This window comes from Acinetobacter sp. YH01005 (assembly GCF_013420465.1).
In the GTDB taxonomy this organism is placed as follows: Bacteria; Pseudomonadota; Gammaproteobacteria; order Pseudomonadales; family Moraxellaceae; genus Acinetobacter; species Acinetobacter amyesii.
The window spans coordinates 16,416-36,308 of record NZ_VOYA01000011.1 but is presented as its reverse complement, the minus strand read 5'-3'; the positions used below and the strand labels follow the sequence as shown (position 1 = coordinate 36,308).

Genomic DNA, 19,893 nt, shown 5'->3' with positions numbered 1-19,893 from the left:
CAGCCTGCAGTATTAAAGTTTGAAACCACGGTGTACAGCTACGATACCACCCGTTAAGTTGTGGTAATCACAGTTTTGGAAGCCGGCATTTTCCATCATACCTTTAAGCGTACGTTGGTCTGGGTGCATACGAATCGATTCTGCAAGGTATTTATAGCTTTCAGAGTCATTCGCTACGATTTTACCCATGATCGGTAATGCAGTGAATGAGTACAAATCATACAGTTTTGAGAATGGTTCAAATACCGGTTTAGAGAATTCTAAAATCAGTAAACGACCACCTGGCTTAAGTACGCGGTACATTGCAGCTAGTGCAGCATCTTTGTCAGTCACGTTGCGTAGACCAAATGAAATGGTCAATAGGTCAAAACTGTTGTCAGCAAAAGGTTCTAAAGTTTCAGCATTGGCCAAAACGAAATCGACATTGGTACAACCAGCATCAATTAGGCGGTCACGACCGACATTGAGCATCGATTCATTAATGTCTGAAAGCACCACATGACCAGTCGGGCCAACTTCACGGCTGAACACTTTGGCAAGGTCGCCTGTACCGCCTGCAATATCAAGCACGTGTTGACCGCGACGTACGCCTGACATGTTAATGGCAAAGCGTTTCCATAGACGGTGAATACCAAATGACATTAAATCATTCATGATGTCGTATTTTGCAGCCACTGAGTGGAAGACTTCCGCTACTTTTTGCGCTTTATCTTCGCTGCTCACGGTTTGATAACCAAAGTGCGTGGTTGCTCCAACGTTACCAGTATTCGCGCCACGTGGCAGATTATATTTGGGTACTGAACCTGTCACAGGTGTGTCGGTCAGACGTTGTTCTAAAGATTGTTGCTGACCTTGCGCTGTCCCTTGTGGTAAAGGTTCAGTTAAGAATGGACTCGCTTTGTCTGTATTTTGTGCCGACTCAGGTGTAGGGACAGGCGTTTGATTCTCGTTAGACATTAGAGTCACTCCTAACTTATAAATAGGGTTAATGTTACTTTGTAAGCATGATGACAGATTCTCTGTTGTTATACAGCAGTCATTTGCATTTGTTGTGAATAATATACAGAAAAAATAAGGGGCTGCTGTAATTGCTTTGCAAAACCCCTATAAAAAATCTGAATTCAGCCTTGAACGCCCTGTTTGTTTTATATCAAATGTGGGCTGAATGGGGATGATAATTTTGTTAGGTCGCAGGCTGAAACGGGTTCGGGTCTCCAGCATGTACACGGTCAATGATTTGACGTTCTACAGTGGTAAATTCACGCACAAATTTTTCTGCTGACTTAAGTGGTTTCATTGCGAGAAAGCCATCTTGCATAAAGTCATACATCACTTCGAAGTTATATTTTATTGCTGCACCTTTGCACATCTTAAAGGCGGTATAGACCATAAATGAGCGCATATATTTATCTAAATTACGACCTAAATCGTCCAATAGTTGCAGCTGTAACATACGGTCCTTGCCCTGATCGAGCTTAAGATAAGTCTGGCGCATCATTTCATCGGTTAAGGGCAGATTGGATGGATAATCTTCTAATAATTGCATGGCCACTTGTTCATCAAGCTGTACGGCTAAAATGGCAAGTTGAACGCCCGAAGTACCAGTCTTTATGGCATTGTCTGGAATCAATTTTTCAGCTTTGTGTGCATAGCGCGTGAGACGAGCAATTTGTGCTGCTAATGCATCAAAATCAGGACCGCCATATAAACGATTAATAAAATATTCAGACATCAGCACATTGTGTTTTTCAGCAAATTGTACGGCATGTGTGCGTTGCATACGTTGTTTTTGCCACTGCTGGACATCTTGTAAACGCTGTAAAATTTCTGGCTTTTTGTGGTAGTTCAACTGGTAATACAGTTCAAGTAAATCATCTAATACTGCAAGTTTGGACATTGAGTGTCTCAATTATTTTTTAGATGTTTGAATCTTAGTGGGTGTTGGAGCTTAGGGCTATGACAAAGTGACGAAATTACAGGTCAATCTGAGTCAGTTTGTTGCAGAAACGGTCATATTTTGCATTTCAGCATATACATGAAAGCATTGTTGTGGGGTGAAGGGCATGGTTATACTCAAAACAGAATAAAACCAAGGGTCCGCCATGAGCTTAAAAGAAACAGAATTTCAATTGATGGATGAAGAACAACTCTCGGTTGAGCTGATTGAAGCGCAGTATCAACTGAAAAATACCAGCCGTCAGCCCAATGCCAAAAGCATGTTGATTTTAGTGAGTGGAATCGAGCTTGCGGGTAAGGGAGAGGCTGTCAAACAGCTCCGCGAATGGGTCGATCCACGCTACTTAATGGTGAAAGCGGATGCCCCGATCATGTTTAATCAAAAACAAACGTTTTGGCAGTCTTATGCACGGTTTATTCCTGCCGAAGGGCAAATCATGGTGATGTTTGGAAACTGGTACAGTGATTTGCTCAGTACCGCCATGCATGTGTCGAAGCCTTTGGATGAAACCTTATTTGATGAATATGTCGAGAACATGCGAGCCTATGAACAAGACCTAAAAAATAATCATGTCGATGTGATTAAGGTCTGGTTCGATTTATCTTGGAAATCTTTACAAAAACGTTTGGATGAAATGGACCCGAGTGAAGCGCGTTGGCATAAATTGCATGGTTTAGATTGGCGCAATAAAAAACAATATGACAACTTGCAACGTTTACGTCAGCGTTTTAGTCATGACTGGATCATTATCGACTGTGAAGATGAGCAAGTCCGTGATCAGCAATTTGCACAGCATATTTTACGCACTTTAAAACATTGTCCAACACATGAAACTAAAGCGGTAGGGCGTTGGAAACAAGCCAAAACCCCACAGGCGTTATTGGAACCCAGCACTGCCGTCGCTGATGAAGCTGATTATAAAAAAGAATTAAAAAAATTAAGCCGCAAGGTGGCTGAAGCTTTACGTTTTGATTCACGCAATGTGGTGATCGTCTTTGAAGGGATGGATGCGGCAGGGAAAGGCGGGGCAATTAAGCGCATTGTCAAAAAGTTAGATCCGCGCGAATATGAAATTCATACTATTGCAGCACCCGAAAAATATGAGCTACGCCGTCCGTATTTATGGCGCTTTTGGAATAAAATTCTCCCTGAAGAAAAGATCACGATTTTTGACCGCAGTTGGTATGGTCGCGTTTTGGTTGAGAGAATTGAAGGCTTTGCCAATACGGTTGAATGGCAGAGAGCCTATGATGAAATCAACCGTTTTGAAAAGGACTTATATGACAGTCAAACGGTTGTCATCAAGTTCTGGTTAGCCATTGGAAAGGATGAGCAAGCTGCACGGTTTAAAGCTCGAGAAGAAACCGCGCATAAGCGTTTTAAAATTACTCCAGATGACTGGCGGAATCGTGACCGTTGGGATGACTATCTCAAAGCTGCCGCAGATATGTTGCAACGTACGGATACAGAATATGCGCCGTGGCATGTGATCGCGACCAATGACAAACATAGTGCGCGCTTACAGGTATTAGAGACGATCTTAGCGCAATTGAAAGCAGATTGAATGCATGAAAAAAGCCACGATATTCGTGGCTTTTTTCATTTTCAAAACTAGCTCATTTTCAGATCTACTTAATCTTTAGATCTATGGTTTAGATCACTTTGATTTATAAACGATGTTGATGCGCTAGATATCGCCGTTAAACATTGTTCGGCGTTGGGACAGGTTGGTTCGGAAATTTCTGTTGAATACGCTTCGCCAATTGGTAGCTTTCTTCTACATGGGTTTCAGCGACTTTTTTCATCACAATATAACCCAAACTGGCTGCCACCAATTGTCCACCTAATGGAATAAATTTAGTGACTTGTTTGGTAATATATTTTGCTGCAATGTTATTTAGCGATTTTTTCATCGCGGTTCGTGCAACCACTAAACCAGAAAATTCGACACCACGTTTACGCAGTTCTGTCCAATGAATTTGTTTGGTTTTTGGATCATACACACTAATTTGATCTGGCGCTAAACCAAAACGCGCATTAATTTCTGGAATGAGCTGTGACAAAATTCCGACGTCAATCACCACATCCAAAAATGGCACAGGAATAATAGCTGCACCTGCTGAAAAATAAGCACGTTTTTTGACGAGCTCTAAGCATTCAGCGCGAATAATGTCCAGATTTAAGTTAGGGTCGATGGAATCAGGAATGTTATCAATTTTCATAAGCAGATACCCTTGATACTGGATTGGTTTTTTTCTCATAAAGTATCATTAAGATACTTGTTTAAAAGCATTTTTTGCAATCTATTCTCTTGTCAAAGTCGCATAGACAGCCCAAGATGTATAGTAAATAATCATTGTTGTTTTGTAGTAGTTGGTCACTCAGGCTGTAAAGGTAATCCATGGCAATACATGTAATTCAAAGTCAACGAATCGAAGTTTTGGTGGATTGTCTAATCGAAAAATTGAAATCGAATCAATCGACCAATGCTTTGTCCGTCTTGCAAGAACGACATATCGTGGTGCCCGATCAAGCCATTGCTGCATGGTTAGAAAAACAAATTGCTGAAAAAATCAGTATTAGTGCCAATATTAAGCATCATCGTAAAATTTTAGGGTTGCAGTGGAAAGCCTACGATTGGGCCTTGCCGAATAAACAAGACCGAGAGCGGATTAAAGGTATCAACATGCCGCCGTTGATTATGCAATGGCGTATTTATAATGCTTTAGCGGTTTTTATTGCAGCTGATCAGTTTGATGCAGCACAGATTCCGACAGATGTTCAGCCCTTAGTTCAGCGTATTTTTGACAGCACAGCACAGCTCTCAGATCGAAAAAAACGTGAGCAAAAGCGGCAAGAAATGTTGTACTGGATCGCTGCTCAAGTCACTCGGCTTTTTACCAACTACATGGCCTTTCGTGGCAGTTGTATTCATACCCCAGATGAAGGTGTTGAGCACTGGGTTTGTCCACATTGCGATACTGACTGGCTAAAAGCGTGGAGTTATAACCAGCCGTTAAATATTATGCAACTTACAGGTCTGAAACCTGAACAAGCTGATGAATATCTACCGACTCAGGCTCGACAACTGGAGCATTGGCAGCGTTGGCTGTGGCATCAAGTATTCCAAAAAGACTTTAATGACCGTCAGGAAATAGACAATAAATTTTGGTTTGCCTTGGCGCATGCTGAGCAAAATCGGCAGCAGCAATTTGATTTGGATGCTGAGGATGATGAGCGCGATGATGATGAGCGTCACCAAACCTATAACGGTTTGCCTGAACAGATTTTCGTCTTTACGACCTTAGAATTACCCCCTGCACAACTGAAATTTTTATATCGCTTGGCAGCGTATACCGAAGTGCATCTGTTGTATTTCAACCCATCGCGTGAGTATTGGGCAGACATGGTCGATCCCGTATGGAAAGATCGTTATAACTTGAAATTACAACAGCGTTATATTGAGCGAAATCCCAATGTCAGCACGGCACAAATTCAGGCCTATCTGAGTACGACCAATGCGGAATTTCGTGAATCTCAGCATTCATTACTGACGCGTTTAGGTAAACGTGCGCGGGATAACTTTGCATTATTGGTGAATATGTCTGGTGGCGAAGGTTGGGAAGATATTTTTCCAGACACCGAGCCGACAACGCTGCTCGCTCAAATTCAATATGACATCATGACCTTAGAAGAACCCAAGCAGCATCAATATGCACTCGCGGGTTCAGATGAATCGATTCAATTTCATGTCTGTCATTCTAGCCTGCGTCAATTAGAGGTTTTACGTGAGCAGTTGGTACATTGGTTGGCCGAGGGCACGGAACAGGAGCCACGCCATCCGAGTGATATCTTGGTCTTGGTGCCAAATTTAAAAGAGCTTGAACCGCATATTCGGACGGTCTTTTCGACGACTCGTGGCATGGGACGCAGTGCGGTGGATTTACCTTATATCCCAGTAAAAATTGCAGGGGTGGTCAGCCAAGATATTCAAAATGCATGGCAAGCTTTCGTTGGACGCATTGAAATTAGCCAAGGTCGTTTTACCGCAGAAGATTTTCATGATTGGCTGAATTTGAATGCGGTGCAAGAACTGTATCAGCTCGACAATGTGCAAATGGAAGGTATGATGGAACTGCTGATTCAAGCTGGTTTCCGTCGTGGTTTAGACGAACAGCACATGTTGGCTTATTTGTCCGAGCAAGACCGAGATTATCGTTATACCTTTAAATTTGCATTAGACCGTTTGGCTTTAGGGATTGCGATTCCACAACATGCCGTATTTGAGGACACCTTAAGTTTTGCAGGGGTGTCGAGTAGTGATTTTGAGTTGGTTCAAACTTTAATTCAGATCTACCGAGATATCAGTGCGCGTCGAGATTGGCTCAATCCGAATCTCAGCACACAGACTGTCAAAGTGTGGTTGCAACAATTAGATGCAGATTTAAAGCCTTTTGTGGAAGCCAGTGGTCGAGCATTTGAAACCATTCGCAGTGTGATGCGTGCGATGATGCAACGTCTGCATAATGCCCAAAGTGATAAAGTTGAGTCGCTCCCAAACAGCTTTAATTTGCCATTATCTTTGCTGCTCAAAGAAATACAACAAGGCATCGATAGCTCTGCCGATCAGATCGAACCGACAGGATCCGTGACCTTTGCGGACATGGGGAAAATCCGCCAAGTCCCATTTTCATTGGTGGTGTTGATGAACATGGATAGTGGTAAGTTTCCACGTCGTGATCAGCAAGTGCCTTTTGATTTGATGGATGTGTTTAAACCGGTATTGGGTGATCGCTCACGTTTGGAAGATGATAAAGGTGCATTTTTAGATGCCTTGTTATTTGCCCGACAGTCCTTGTGGATTTTCTATAATGGCTTTGATGTCAATGATGGTGAAAGTCGTGAGCCATCCTCCGTGATTTATGAATTTAGCCAATTCCTCGCACGGATGATTCAGCCGCAGCAATTGAACCAACCCCATGATGCCATGCTGGATTTGGATGGCTTACGCATTCCACAGCAGCTCGAGCCGCTATACCATATTTATCCTTTGCAGCCATTTGACCCGATGGGTTTTCAGCAGTCGAAAAACCTACGATATAAAGATCAATGGTTTGCTGTGGCGGAACATATTTTAGATCAGTCTGGTCAACGCCAATCGTGGATTAACCGTGATTATCCTGTGCATGATGAACAAGAAGTACGGGTTTTGGATGGTCAGGAATGGATTAAAGATGTGGTGTTTCCAGCTCGTGCATATTTGAAAACGCTTGGCGTGGCCAGTGTCTATACCGGTGACCAATTACCACAGCAAGAGCCTTTATTGCTCGACCGTTTACAGCAATATCATGTCCGTGACTTATTGCAAAAGCATTATGTGCAGCCTGCCTCTCGTGTCCATCAAGCTGAGGATCAGAACTCTACGACTCCAACTGAACCGGATATGGCCTTGTTCCAAGATGTACTGCCTGTGGGACATAGTCAAATAGCGACTTGGAAGCTCAGTTTGCAAGAGCAGGCACAGTTATTAGAGCGTTTGGATGGACGCCGTGTAACCGCGACCACCTTACAAAACTTACAGCTTGAACCGCATTTGATACTGAGTATCACCGTGCCTGAAGACTCTCAGAGTATGCATTGGTTAAGCTGTATGGCGTCTGGGGCAAAGCCTAAGCGTCAGACGCAAACCTGGCTCGAATATCTGCTGTGGTTGAGCTATTTAGACTTAGGCGATGAGGGCGCGACGTATCGTCGTGAAGTGATTTGTAATGATAAAAGCATAGTCTGTTGTGGATTAAGCTCTGCACAAGCCAAGCTGCAGCTCAGTGAATGGGTGGCGATGTGGAAACATGCACAAAAACGTCCTGTGGTGCTGCCTGCTGCCTTAATTCGCCAAGAAAAATGCACTTGGGTGGAGAATGAAACAGGCCAGCTCATGCCAGATAATTTTGCAAAGCTTCAAGAGGAATGGCTGAAAAATCATAGTTTTGGTGGAGTGGAGTTGGAGTCGAATGAAGCCAATAGCCACCATCGTGATTGGAGCTTTATTTTACAGCAACAAGCGGCAGATGAGCTTCTGGCATTGTCCTGTCGTTATTATGCAGAACGTTTATATCATGTGATGGATACCGAGGCGGATGACGGCCTAAAAAAACTCAATGTCATCAAGCCTGAGGTGAAAAAATGAATATGCCACAGCAAACGATGAAAATATCCACCAACCCGATTGCAGACATGAGCTTTACCGGACTGCACTGGATTGAAGCCTCGGCGGGTACAGGAAAAACCTATACGCTTTCCAGTCTGATGGTGCGGATTTTTCTCGATCGCTATATGCCGAATCAGGTCATTGCCACCACTTTCACCCGTAAAGCCACAGCGGAACTCAAAGCGCGGGTACGACTGCGGATTGAAGAAACCCGTGGCTTTGTTAATGGCCTGCTCGCGGCACCTCAAAATGAGTTGGCCGAACTTCAGCAAAGTTTGAGCGACCCTTTGTATCAGCAAGTGCTGAAAGATCATGGGCATCACTTAGAATATGCGTACAATCGTCTGAACGTGGTCTTACAACAATATGAAGAACTCTTTGTCGGAACTTTAGACAGCTTTAGTCAAAAGTTATTACGTGAATTTGCCTTTGAAAGTGGTCGTATTGAACAGGTGCAAATCAGTGATGATGAAGACCTGCATATTGAACGGATCATTCATGATTTATTAAGAGATTGGATTCAGCAGCAGCCTGCGCATTTGATTGAATATTTGATGTTGAATCATCAGTTGAAAGGTCCTGAATACTATCTTAGTGTAGTAAAGGAAAGTCTAAATTTCCCATCGGTGGATTTGCGCGTCCCTGAATTACCCGAAAATGCTTTGGCGCATTTTGAAGCGATGTGTCATCAGCTTGCGCAAATGCTGCCTGCCGCTCGTGTAGAGCTTGCAGCGTGTTTTGATGCCGCAAGTCATTATAAAAACTTGGTGGACGCTCGACGTTTTAATAAAGGTGCATTCTTTGTTACCTTTAATACACGCATTCCCGAGTTTTTACAGCACTTTGAAGCAGCGGGTAGCCAAGGGGTTTTGACTCAGTCCGATGTGTTACAACAGACAATGAAAGCCATTCGTTCATTGTTTTATGATCCGAATAAAACTGAATTTAAGCCACGTGTCTTTAAAGACAAAGTCGTTGAAGAACAGCCGGATATCTCAAAAGAATTTTATCAACATGCTTTTGTTCAACAACTCCGAGCGGTGCTCAGCGCTTATGAACATATCAATCAAGCAGAACAATATCTAAATTTTTATTTGGCGCAGGAAGTTAAAAAGCGTTTGCCTCAAGTGTTGTCCCACGCTGGGGAAACCACCTTTTCACAACAAATTCGGACCTTATCGGAAGCCTTACAGCAAAGCTCAGCCGCAGGGAAAGACAGTTTTGCTGCTCATGTTTTAGCACGATATCCGCTGATTTTAGTCGATGAATTTCAAGATACCAACCAAGATCAAGATGACATGCTGTCTAGCATTTGGCGGGTCAAGGAGCGCTTACATCAGGGTTGTATGATTATGGTCGGCGACCCCAAACAGGCGATTTATGGGTTCCGTGGCGGTGACATGCTGACCTATCGTAAAGCGCGTCATGATATTCAAGCCAAGGGTGGGCGTTGTTATACCTTGAACAAAAACCATCGTTCAGTCAAAAACTTGGTTGAAGTGGTGGATGCCTTGTTTCATCGGCAAATGGACTTTGGTGAGCAAGTTGAATACACCCCGATTCAAGCAGGTGAGCGTGAGCATCCGCCGCTGATTGATCATGATCAAGTCAATCCACAACCGCTGCGTTGGTTGGCTTTGGATGAAACGCTGAATGAAGCAGAGCAAGTGGCTTGGCAGATTCAGTCATTGCTCAACCAAGCTCAGCAAGGACATTTATATTTTCAAGACAACAATACCCAGCGAGCACTGACAGCAAACGATATTGCGGTCTTGGGGCAAAACCATTTCGACTTAGAGCAAGTGCAACAATGTTTATTGCAGCTCGGTGTCCCTTGTTATAAAGCATCTCGGGACAGTGTCTATAAAAGTTCCGTCGCACAAGATGTAGCCGCTTTGCTGACCGCGATTTTGAATCCCTATCAAGAAGCCAAGGTGAAACGTGCGCTGCTGAGCCGTTTATTGGGTTTTGATCTGAAACAACTGGTCGCACTCGAACAGCAAGCGGATGGACTGAGCGAAATCATCGAAAAACTCGAACAGATCCGACAAATTTGGCATGAGCAAGGATTCCGCAGCGCGTGGAATAGCTGCATGACGGTCTTTCAGGTGTGGACGCGTTTGGTGGCTGGACAAAGTCGAGATAATGAACGCACAGTGGTGAATTTACGTCATATCGCAGAATTATTAAGTCAGCAAAGTGAACACTACACGGGTGCGCATAAGCTCTATCAATGGTTTATTCGCCAAATCAATTTAGGCATCAATAATGAAAGCACCCAAGAGCGAAAATTGACCGGGCAATTGGGGGTGCAATTGATGACGATTCATGCATCCAAAGGCTTAGAGTTTGGTTGCGTGTTTTTATTGGGAGCAAATGCGGGCTTAAGTGAAAAAGGTAATTTGAATTTTTCCCTTAAAGACAATCAGCAAAAAAGCCTTGGGTTAGAGCGTGTGATTGCTGTGAAGTCTTCGGACTTACCTGAAGATGATATTCAACAAAATGATGCGCGCAATGAAGCAGAGCATCATCGCTTGTGGTACGTGGCGTTGACCCGTGCCAGTTATCGTGTCTATGCCGTGCTACGTCATCATGAAGTAGAAAAGAAACAAATGGCAGAAGCGCGTTCAGGACTGACTTTTTGGCGTGGAAGCGAACCTGATCTGTTCCAACATGCAGAAAGTGTGGATGCTGATGTTTTGCGTGCAGCACCACCGATGTTGACTCAGACTCAGGTTGAAACTGTTGTATTAGACGCGGAAGAAATTCCCAACAGCCATTTTTATCCACGGGAAACCACTAGTTTTACCGCGCTCACGCGTACGGCACATAAGGCACATATACAACGTGACCAACTGGCAGCGGCAATGAACGAACAGGAAGACAGTGCTGCCGATGAAGTTGAACAGCTTGAAATCATTGAAGCAGAAACGGCAGAGAAAATAAGCTGGATTAAACGGCATTTTCCAAAGGGAACCAAGCCCGGAAGTTTCTTGCACAAGTTGATGGAAAAAGTTCGATTTAGCACCCCAGAAGAGAAGTTGGCCAAAGCCATCGCATCACGTTTTCATAGTGATGTTGAGTTTGATTCGCCGCAAATATTGCAAAATTTGATTAAACAGTTTGGGCAAACGGCGAACCCTGAACAAGATGAAGCTGAACTGATTGAAGAAATGCAGGAATGGTACAGTCAAATCATTCATACACCGTTGCATGATGGTTTTAGCCTGCATCAGTTAAACGATGGCGAATATCGTTCGGAAATGGATTTTCATTTGAGTATGGCAGATCGTGCATTGGCGATACGTAAAATACGCATGCTATTTGAAAGCCTAAAAGAGCCAGATTTACAAATACAAGATTTGAATGATGTGTTTACAGCACGCTATCTGACGGGGTCGATTGACTTGGTGTATTTTGATGGTCAGCGCTATCACATTGCCGATTATAAAAGTAATTTCTTAGGCGATCAGACCGCACATTATGATCATGCCTATATTCGAGAAAGTATGAGTCATTCCAGTTACTGGTTGCAGGCTGCATTATATTTGGTGGCCCTGCATCGTTATTTGAAAGCCGTGATGAAAGACTATGATATGACGCAGCATTTGGGTGGGGCGAGTTATCTGTATCTTCGTGGTATGGATGGACAGTCCGATCGTGGGGTATATCACTGGAAGCCGGCGGATACATTCATTCAAAACCTCGATGCAATATTGAGCGAAAAGGTTGTGGCTAAAACGTGAAAAAGCACGAAAAAGATAAAAATATTCACGCTGAAACAATAAGTTGCTTTGTGGATAAGTTTGAGGATAACTGTGTGGAAAATGATCAAAAAGCCTTGTCAGCACAGCCTTTGCACGCGGGACAAGAAAACACTGTAGAAATGCAGGTTTTAGTTACCCAAAATCCCCAAGAAACTGCTGATTTAGATGCGGTTTTGCCGGATTGGATTGACTATTTAATCCAACATTATTTACCCAATCAGGTCAGTCATCCTGCTGCAAATCAGTTAATTCAACAATTGATGCAAGCCGTGGAAAAAGGCGACAGTTGTATTTTGGCCGAAAATGTACAGATTCAATGTTTGGCTCAGATGGTTCAGCTTGAGCAAGCTGAAAAAACGCCGGTTGCGCCTTTTGTATTTGATTCACAGCGACTGTATCTCTATCGCTATTGGGCACTAGAAAATGCTTTAGCCAAGCAAGTTGCACGTTTAAAACAGCAAACAGAGCAAGATCTTAATCAAACGCAGATGCTTAATATTGAAAAGGATTTACTGACCGATCCCCATCAGATCCAAGCACTGCACATGGTGTGTCAGCACAATTTTAATATCATTACCGGTGGGCCTGGGACAGGTAAAACTTATACCTTGGCTCGGATTATTGCCGTGTTGAATGAGCAAAATCCAAATTTAAGAATTGCGATGGCAGCGCCGACAGGAAAAGCGGCGCAGCGAATGGAAGAAGCCTTACAAGCAGCGTTTAAAGATCCTGCATTGCAGCATTATTCGATTATTCACAAACATTTGAAACCCGTAACTTTGCATCGTCTATTGGGTTTAGGGACGCGCGCTATCCCGCGGTTTAATGAGCGCCAACGCTTACCCTATGACGTCATTGTGGTCGATGAAGCCTCCATGTTGGATTTAAGTTTGGCGCAGATGCTATTCGCGGCAATCCCTCAACACAGCAAGCTGATTCTCTTAGGGGATGCAGAACAGTTGGCTTCGGTCGATGTTGGCGCTGTTTTGGCCAACCTTCAGGATGTCGATGCCTTACAAGCCAACCGTACCCATTTACAGACCAGCCGCCGTTTTGTACAGGGTGCAGCCATTGGTGAGTTTGCTCGTTTTATTCAACAACAAGAACAACAGCAAACAACCACTGAAGTTCTGGCGAAATTCGAACATCAGGTGGTATCTGCATCCGAACTTCAGCCGATTCAACTGACACCGAATATGAGCGATGTGATTCAGTTGCAATATCTCCCCGACGCTACGAACAGTGCGGCACATTGGGCAAAATATTATGATCAACTGATGTATGGTTTTCAGCCCTATGTGGCGTGGTTAAAACAATGGCCAGAGCAACCCGCTGAATATGCAAATTGGTCAGCCCAATTGATTCGCTATTTTGATGATTATCGGATTCTATCGGCCATTCGACATGGAAAATTAGGCTTACACGAACTCAATCAGCAGATTGAACTTCGGGTCTTAAATACCTTGGGTGTGTTGAAACAAGGGGATTGGTATGTCGGTCGTCCAGTCATGATGACCTATAACGATTATCAACTTGGACTATCAAATGGTGATATCGGGATTTGCTTAAAACGACCGATGACGGAAAAGTCGCAGTTTGAGGTTTATTTTCCAAGTTTGGATAAATGGGTGGTGGCAACACGGTTACCTAAAAGTATAGAAACCGCCTATGCCTTGACCATACATAAGTCTCAAGGTTCTGAATTTACCCATACGGCGGTAGTTTTGGAAAATCATGCTACCGAAATGATGAGTAAAGAGCTGATTTATACCGCCATCACTCGTGCCAAAAAAGTGGTGAGTTTGCTTGTTGCAAAAGATGCATTGGCAAAAGCGCTTATAAAAAGAACAGCGCGAGTTAGTGGTCTGTTAGAAAAAATTAACAATCACCTACCTTTGTAAAGCCTAGGCAAAATGTACCGTATTTTGTAAGAAATGGCTTACATCGATTCAGGAGATTTGCGCATAGAGCTTTTTAGAGCTTTTTGAGAAGATGACTTCACAGAAAAAGAACTCAACACGGATGGTTGAGTAAAATCGCAAAAGTATAAGAATAACGTCAAAAGACAGCGAACTTACAGTGAAGTAAGGAAATAGGAAACTTACAGCCGCTAAGCCTTGTAGTTTTGGGAGAGACTACAGGGCTTTTTTATGTCTGGAAAATAAGAAATGCCTATACGCTGTAACAGAAAAGAAATAGAGCTTAACTGATGTACGAAAAAGCTTACATATAGATACGAAAAATACGACTTTTATCTAATAGCCGTTGTGGCAAAATCTACCACATAAGGAAGTGCAAGTTAAAACATGGAATGTTTGACATAAGGACGCGGAAAAGCGCCACATAAAACAATAAATAATAAAACAATAACTAAAAAAGAAGAAACTACAGCGCAAAAAAGCCCGAGCCTAGCTCGGGCTTTTTTTTAATCATTCCACTTTGAGTTTTGCATGCTAAACATCGAGTGGCAAAATATATCAAAAAATCAGTTTAAAATTCATTCAATGACATCGCATTCAACATGTTAGAAATATGCGGTTTTGTGTCGCATAAAGTATCGAAACATATAAAAAATTTATAATGGAATCGATGTGAAAAAAAAGGCGCTATTATCGTCATGAAAACCTGACGAAGTCGGCCATCTCTTTTTGCAATTGGGACGATTTTCCCTTAATATAATGCACTTGCTGTAGTGATGCACGGCAGTCAGCTGATTTATCAGTTGATTCGTATCAAAAGTTAACTTTATAAGCATCTCGGAGAAATCGAATGGCTTTAACAAACGCAGATCGCGCAGAGATCGTTGCAAAATTCGCTCGCGCTGAAAACGACACTGGTTCACCAGAAGTTCAAGTAGCTCTTTTAACTGCTCAAATCAATGATTTACAAGGTCACTTCAAAGAGCACAAACACGACCACCATAGCCGTCGCGGTCTTATCCGTATGGTTAACCAACGTCGTAAGCTTCTTGACTACCTTAAAGGTAAAGACGCTACTCGTTACAGCGCATTGATTGCTGCTTTAGGTTTACGTCGTTAATTCGATTTAAACTTTTATTTTCGGACTATTGCATGCTTAGTGCTGTATTACTGAAAACTAAAGTCTATCCAACCTTGGTTGGATAATGGGGAAGGGGCGTTGATTCGCTCCTTCTTTGTGTCTCAAATTAGTATTTTTAATTAATGTTTTTAATATCTAGTGAGGTCGGCTTCTAAGCTTTGTCATTTATGTTGCAGCGTTTGGGGCGTTGAGTGAATGCCAAACCTTAGGGGTCTCCACTAGAATAAAATCAGGAAAAAATAAAACATGTCGATGTTTAATATTATTCGTAAAGAATTCCAATACGGTCAGCATCAAGTTGTCCTAGAAACAGGTCGTGTTGCGCGTCAAGCGAACACTGTAATCATCACTATGGGTGGTGTACAAGTTCTTGTTGCCGTTGTTGCTCAACCAACAGCTAAAGCAGGTCAAGACTTCTTCCCATTAACTGTTAACTACCAAGAAAAACAATATGCTGCAGGTCGTATCCCGGGCGGTTACGGTAAACGTGAAGGCCGCGCGTCTGAAGCTGAAACTCTTATTTCACGCTTAATCGACCGTCCAATCCGTCCGTTGTTCCCAGAAGGTTACTACAACGAAATCCAAGTGACTGCGACTGTGATTTCTTCTGACAAAACGATGGATGCTGACATTGCTGCAATGTTAGGTACATCTGCTGCACTTGCAATTGCGGGTACGCCTTTCCGTGGTCCAATCGGTGGTGCGCGCGTTGGTTTAATCAACGGTGAATACATCCTTAACCCGAACCACGAACAGCTTAAAGAATCTGACCTTGACCTTGTGGTTGCAGGTACAGAATCTGCAGTATTGATGGTTGAATCAGAAGCGAAAGAACTTTCTGAAGACCAAATGCTTGGCGCTGTATTGTTCGGTCATGACGAAATGCAAATCGCGATCCAAGCGATTAAAGAATTTGCTGCGGCTGCTGGTGCAACAGAGTCTACTTGGACTGCACCTGCGAAAAACGAAGACCTTCGTGCAAAATTAAAAGAAGCGTTTGAAGCGAAAATCTCTGAAGCATACACAATCGCTGTTAAACACGATCGTTATGCAGCACTTGATGCGCTTCAAGCTGAAGCTGTTGCTCAATTCGTTCCAGAAGAAGACGTTGACGGTATCGCTGACGACTTAGCTGAATTATTCGAAGACCTGAAATACCGTACAGTACGTGACAACATCTTGTCAGGTAAACCACGTATTGATGGCCGTGATACTAAAACAGTTCGTGCGCTTGACGTACAAGTTGGCGTGTTAGACCGTGCTCACGGTTCTGCATTATTCACACGTGGTGAAACTCAGGCGTTGGTAACAACAACTTTGGGTAATACACGTGATGCGTTAATGGTAGATACATTAGCGGGTACGAAAACTGACAACTTCATGTTGCACTACAACTTCCCTGCATACTCTGTAGGTGAAACTGGTCGTGAATCTGGTCCTAAACGTCGTGAAATCGGTCACGGTCGTTTAGCGCGTCGTGGTGTTCAAGCTGTACTTCCTGCAGCTGACCGCTTCCCGTACGTGATCCGTATCGTATCGGACATCACTGAATCTAACGGTTCATCTTCAATGGCTTCTGTATGTGGTGCTTCTCTATCACTTATGGACGCAGGTGTTCCACTTAAAGCGCCAGTTGCGGGTATCGCAATGGGTCTAGTCAAAGAAGGCGAGCGTTTCGCAGTTCTTTCTGACATCTTGGGTGACGAAGACCACCTTGGCGACATGGACTTTAAAGTAGCAGGTTCTGCAAACGGTATTACTGCACTTCAAATGGACATCAAGATCGAAGGTATTACTGAAGAGATCATGGAAGTTGCATTGAACCAAGCGTATGCAGGTCGTATGCACATCTTAAATGCAATGAACCAAGTAATTTCACGCGCTCGTCCTGAAATCTCTATGCACGCGCCTACATTCCAAGTGATCAACATCAACCCTGATAAGATCCGTGATGTGATTGGTAAAGGTGGCGCAACGATTCGTGCGATCACTGAAGAAACTAAAGCAGCAATCGATATCGAAGATAACGGTACAGTTCGCGTATTTGGTGAAACTAAAGCGGCTGCTTCTGCTGCTGTTGCGAAAATCCAAGCGCTTACTGCTGAAATCGAACCAGGTACAATCTACACTGGTAAAGTGATTCGTATCGTTGAATTTGGTGCGTTTGTAAACATCCTTCCAGGTACTGATGGCTTACTTCACATCTCTCAAATTTCTAACGAACGCATTGCGAACGTTTCAGACGTATTATCTGAAGGTCAAGAGATCAAAGTACAAGTTGCTGATGTCGACAACCGCGGTCGTATCAAATTAACCATGAAAGACATCGAACAAGCTTAATGGTTTGTTGATTCACAGGGTTTCGGCTCTGTGAATGGATTCTAAAAAGCCTTGAGTGCAGTCAGAGTATGAACTTTGACTTGCTCAAGGCTTTTTTTATGGCATCATGCAAAAAGTAAACACAATAATAAATGAGATATGCAAACCTATTATTTTTTTCAGCATCCAACAGCCGCGCATATCTATGTGCAAGACCAAGTGCAATGTGAGCATCATCCTGAACTTGAGCCTGAGTTTATTTGGATTGATTGTACCCGTGAAGATGTCGTTAACCGCCCTGAGCAATGGCAGCGTGAGATTATTCAGGCGTGTGATCTACGGGTCAATGAATATCATCTGTGGGATATTTTAAATCTAGAGCATCCGTGTGCCTTTGACACACTCGATGATTACGATTTATTAATTTTTAGAAAAATGGTCACCCCCGATGACCAAATTGTTGCAGGCGCCGACGCGCTTGAAAAGCATGAGCGGGTCTTTGGTTTGGCGACTACCCCGATCAGTTTTTTGCTCACGCCCCAAGTGCTGATTACGGTTCGTGAAAAGGGCAACAAAGCCATTGAAAGTTATATCCAGCGGATTGAAACCTTAATTTCTCGTCCGATTGATGAACAAAATAAACCACGAAAATTAGCCATGACGCCCTTAGATTTGGCATTGCGCTTACTGAATAATATGGTGGATGGATACTTGGATTTACGTGTTCCTTTGACGCGCCGTGTCGAGTTTTGGCAGCAAGAGTTATTACAAGGGCATCGACGGTTTACCAAGTGGCATCAACTGTTGCAGGAAAATATGGCCTTTCAGCAAGTGGAAAACTTGTGTGAAGAGCAAATTGAAGCCTTGCAAGAACTGCGTGATGAAGTTGTGGATAATTACCCGCATTTGAAAGGCAAAAAGCGCAGTGAAAAGCAGGATATCATGCTGGTTCGCGTAGATGATTTAACTAGCCATATCGAACGCATTCAAAAACACACCACACGATTACGCAGTGCCGTGCAGGCCGCCATTGATCTGCATTTTTCAGCCGTTGCCAACCAAACCAATGAAAATATGCGTATTTTAGCGATTATTACGGCGATTTTCGCACCATTAACCTTATTAACTGGTATATACGGTATGAACTTTGAGTTTATTCCCGGACTCAAATCGCCAACCGGTTTTTGGATCATGCTTGGTATCATGTTGATTACCACGATTTTACTGCTGTATTATTTTTATCGACGGCATTTGGTGGGGCGTGGCGAAAAAAGTGTGATTGATATGCTGGCACAGCAACATGGCGATCAACACATGAATTTGTTTTGGTTTATGGATTATGAACCAATTAAACAAACGGTGAAGGGCACAGTCAAAGGTACGGTTAAAACTATGAAAGAAATTGAGAAGCTGACGAAACTCAAATAGTTCGCGTTAGCTTCTCTGATGGATGGGTCTGCTTTAAATCCTTTGATAACTTCGAGACTCACCAAGGGTGCATATTTGAGTTTGCCTTTGCGTTTTAAGCACACTTCGACCAAGGGCTTGTACGGCATTGGGCGTATTGCAGTAAGTGTTCCACTATACGTCCCGTCGGCATTTTTGACGATGGTCACATCACCGCGTGAATATCCTGTTTGGTCATCCATGGTTTTTCAAATACTCGTTTATCACTGGCATGTAATAGACTACTGAAACTGAGTAATGCCACCCAATAGGACATGATGCATGTGCATGATGAATCCTTTGTCATGATTTTATTGTTTTTACATTTTGTTTTTTAAAGAATCTGCAGTACAACGCGATTTGACCGATCCTTATGGTCTTAGCAATTCAATTGCTTAGCCTCGTGGGTTGTACTGCGAACGACATGCATCATGAAAATTCCCCTATACGAGTCGATATCTCAAGATATATCATCATTTTCATTACTTTTCAGTAAGCGATAAATTTCATCTTTTAGCTTTAATTTCTTACGCTTAATGGTCTCAATATCCGTGTTGTAGTGATTAACAGGATCTAATTCCAATTGAATGATTTCGCGATCCAACTCATCATGTTCTTCAAAGATCCGCGCAAAATGCGGATTTTCATCACGTAACTGAGTGACCAAATCACGGTACTCAGGAAACATGTTTTTGACTTTTTTATTGCAATCTCGTGTTTTCATGGTTGTCGATCATTTCCTCTACAAGAAAAAAGAAAAACGCCCTGCAGGACAGAGCGTTCACGAATACATTTAGTGCGAATGAAGCTGTTGGTGTTTCACTTGGCGACGTAGTTGTTGGACTTCATCAATCAGGTCGAGCATCATGGCGACCGCAGTAAAACTGGCATCGAAATCTCGTTGAAGCCGATAGGCACGCCGTGCGCGAGATATATCATCGCCAAAAAATTGATGAATCCTGTCTTCTGAACGGCTAGGCAGAATATCGTATTCGAGTAGTTGCAGAACCCATTCTGGACTTTGCCCACAGGCAGAGGCAAAGTGTTGTAGATCAAAACTACTTTTTTCGTCTACGATTTCAGTCTGTTTACATCCGTCACAGACAATTTCACGATAATGAATTGTTGTCATGGTG

At 43.1% G+C, this 19,893-nt stretch carries 12 protein-coding genes; 7 read left to right on the top strand and 5 right to left on the bottom strand.

Annotated features, from left to right (window positions below; all coding sequences use genetic code 11):
- Positions 1-12: 12 nt before the first annotated feature.
- Entirely contained in the window at positions 13-957 is a 945-nt protein-coding gene (gene ubiE, locus FTT72_RS09470) for a bifunctional demethylmenaquinone methyltransferase/2-methoxy-6-polyprenyl-1,4-benzoquinol methylase UbiE (protein WP_180066183.1), read from the bottom strand.
- 226 nt (positions 958-1,183) lie between these two features.
- Positions 1,184-1,897 carry a hypothetical protein gene (locus tag FTT72_RS09465; RefSeq protein WP_180002883.1) on the bottom strand — a complete coding sequence of 238 codons (714 nt, stop codon included), beginning with the start codon at positions 1,895-1,897 and terminating at the stop codon, positions 1,184-1,186.
- Positions 1,898-2,102: 205 nt separating this feature from the next.
- Between FTT72_RS09465 and FTT72_RS09460 the strand changes: the two genes are divergently transcribed.
- Positions 2,103-3,521 (top strand): phosphate--AMP phosphotransferase, encoded by a 1,419-nt coding sequence (locus tag FTT72_RS09460; protein WP_180178270.1) that lies wholly within the window; start codon positions 2,103-2,105, stop codon positions 3,519-3,521.
- A gap of 136 nt (positions 3,522-3,657) precedes the next feature.
- Here the strand turns inward: FTT72_RS09460 and FTT72_RS09455 are convergent, their stop codons facing one another.
- The gene (locus tag FTT72_RS09455; RefSeq protein WP_168377972.1) at positions 3,658-4,179 is read right to left on the bottom strand and encodes a hypothetical protein; all 522 of its coding nucleotides are present in this window, start codon (positions 4,177-4,179) and stop codon (positions 3,658-3,660) included.
- Positions 4,180-4,358: 179 nt separating this feature from the next.
- On the opposite strand from FTT72_RS09455, the gene FTT72_RS09450 reads away from it, so the two are divergent.
- The 6 genes from FTT72_RS09450 to FTT72_RS09425 all read left to right on the top strand — a co-directional run bounded on the left by FTT72_RS09450 (position 4,359) and on the right by FTT72_RS09425 (position 18,739).
- On the top strand, positions 4,359-8,144 hold the full coding sequence (locus FTT72_RS09450; protein ID WP_180178269.1) for an exodeoxyribonuclease V subunit gamma: 3,786 nt from the start codon (positions 4,359-4,361) through the stop codon (positions 8,142-8,144).
- A complete protein-coding gene (locus tag FTT72_RS09445; protein WP_180178268.1) occupies positions 8,141-11,911 on the top strand; it encodes a UvrD-helicase domain-containing protein in 3,771 nt (1,256 codons plus the stop codon). Before FTT72_RS09450 ends, FTT72_RS09445 begins: the two co-directional genes overlap by 4 nt.
- 140 nt (positions 11,912-12,051) lie before the next feature.
- Positions 12,052-13,833 (top strand): exodeoxyribonuclease V subunit alpha, encoded by a 1,782-nt coding sequence (gene recD, locus FTT72_RS09440; protein WP_180164766.1) that lies wholly within the window; start codon positions 12,052-12,054, stop codon positions 13,831-13,833.
- 868 nt (positions 13,834-14,701) lie between these two features.
- Entirely contained in the window at positions 14,702-14,971 is a 270-nt protein-coding gene (gene rpsO / locus FTT72_RS09435) for a 30S ribosomal protein S15 (protein WP_005007057.1), read from the top strand.
- A gap of 273 nt (positions 14,972-15,244) precedes the next feature.
- Positions 15,245-17,332 carry a polyribonucleotide nucleotidyltransferase gene (pnp, locus tag FTT72_RS09430; protein ID WP_171262611.1) on the top strand — a complete coding sequence of 696 codons (2,088 nt, stop codon included), beginning with the start codon at positions 15,245-15,247 and terminating at the stop codon, positions 17,330-17,332.
- 138 nt (positions 17,333-17,470) lie between these two features.
- A complete protein-coding gene (locus tag FTT72_RS09425) occupies positions 17,471-18,739 on the top strand; it encodes a magnesium transporter CorA family protein (protein ID WP_180041037.1) in 1,269 nt (422 codons plus the stop codon).
- 478 nt (positions 18,740-19,217) lie between these two features.
- Here the strand turns inward: FTT72_RS09425 and FTT72_RS09420 are convergent, their stop codons facing one another.
- Together FTT72_RS09420 and FTT72_RS09415 are read right to left on the bottom strand one after the other, a co-directional pair.
- A complete protein-coding gene (locus tag FTT72_RS09420; protein WP_180002890.1) occupies positions 19,218-19,481 on the bottom strand; it encodes a YdcH family protein in 264 nt (87 codons plus the stop codon).
- A gap of 69 nt (positions 19,482-19,550) precedes the next feature.
- Positions 19,551-19,889, bottom strand: coding sequence for a chaperone modulator CbpM (locus FTT72_RS09415; RefSeq protein ID WP_078189792.1), 339 nt, complete (start codon positions 19,887-19,889; stop codon positions 19,551-19,553).
- Positions 19,890-19,893: the final 4 nt, after the last annotated feature.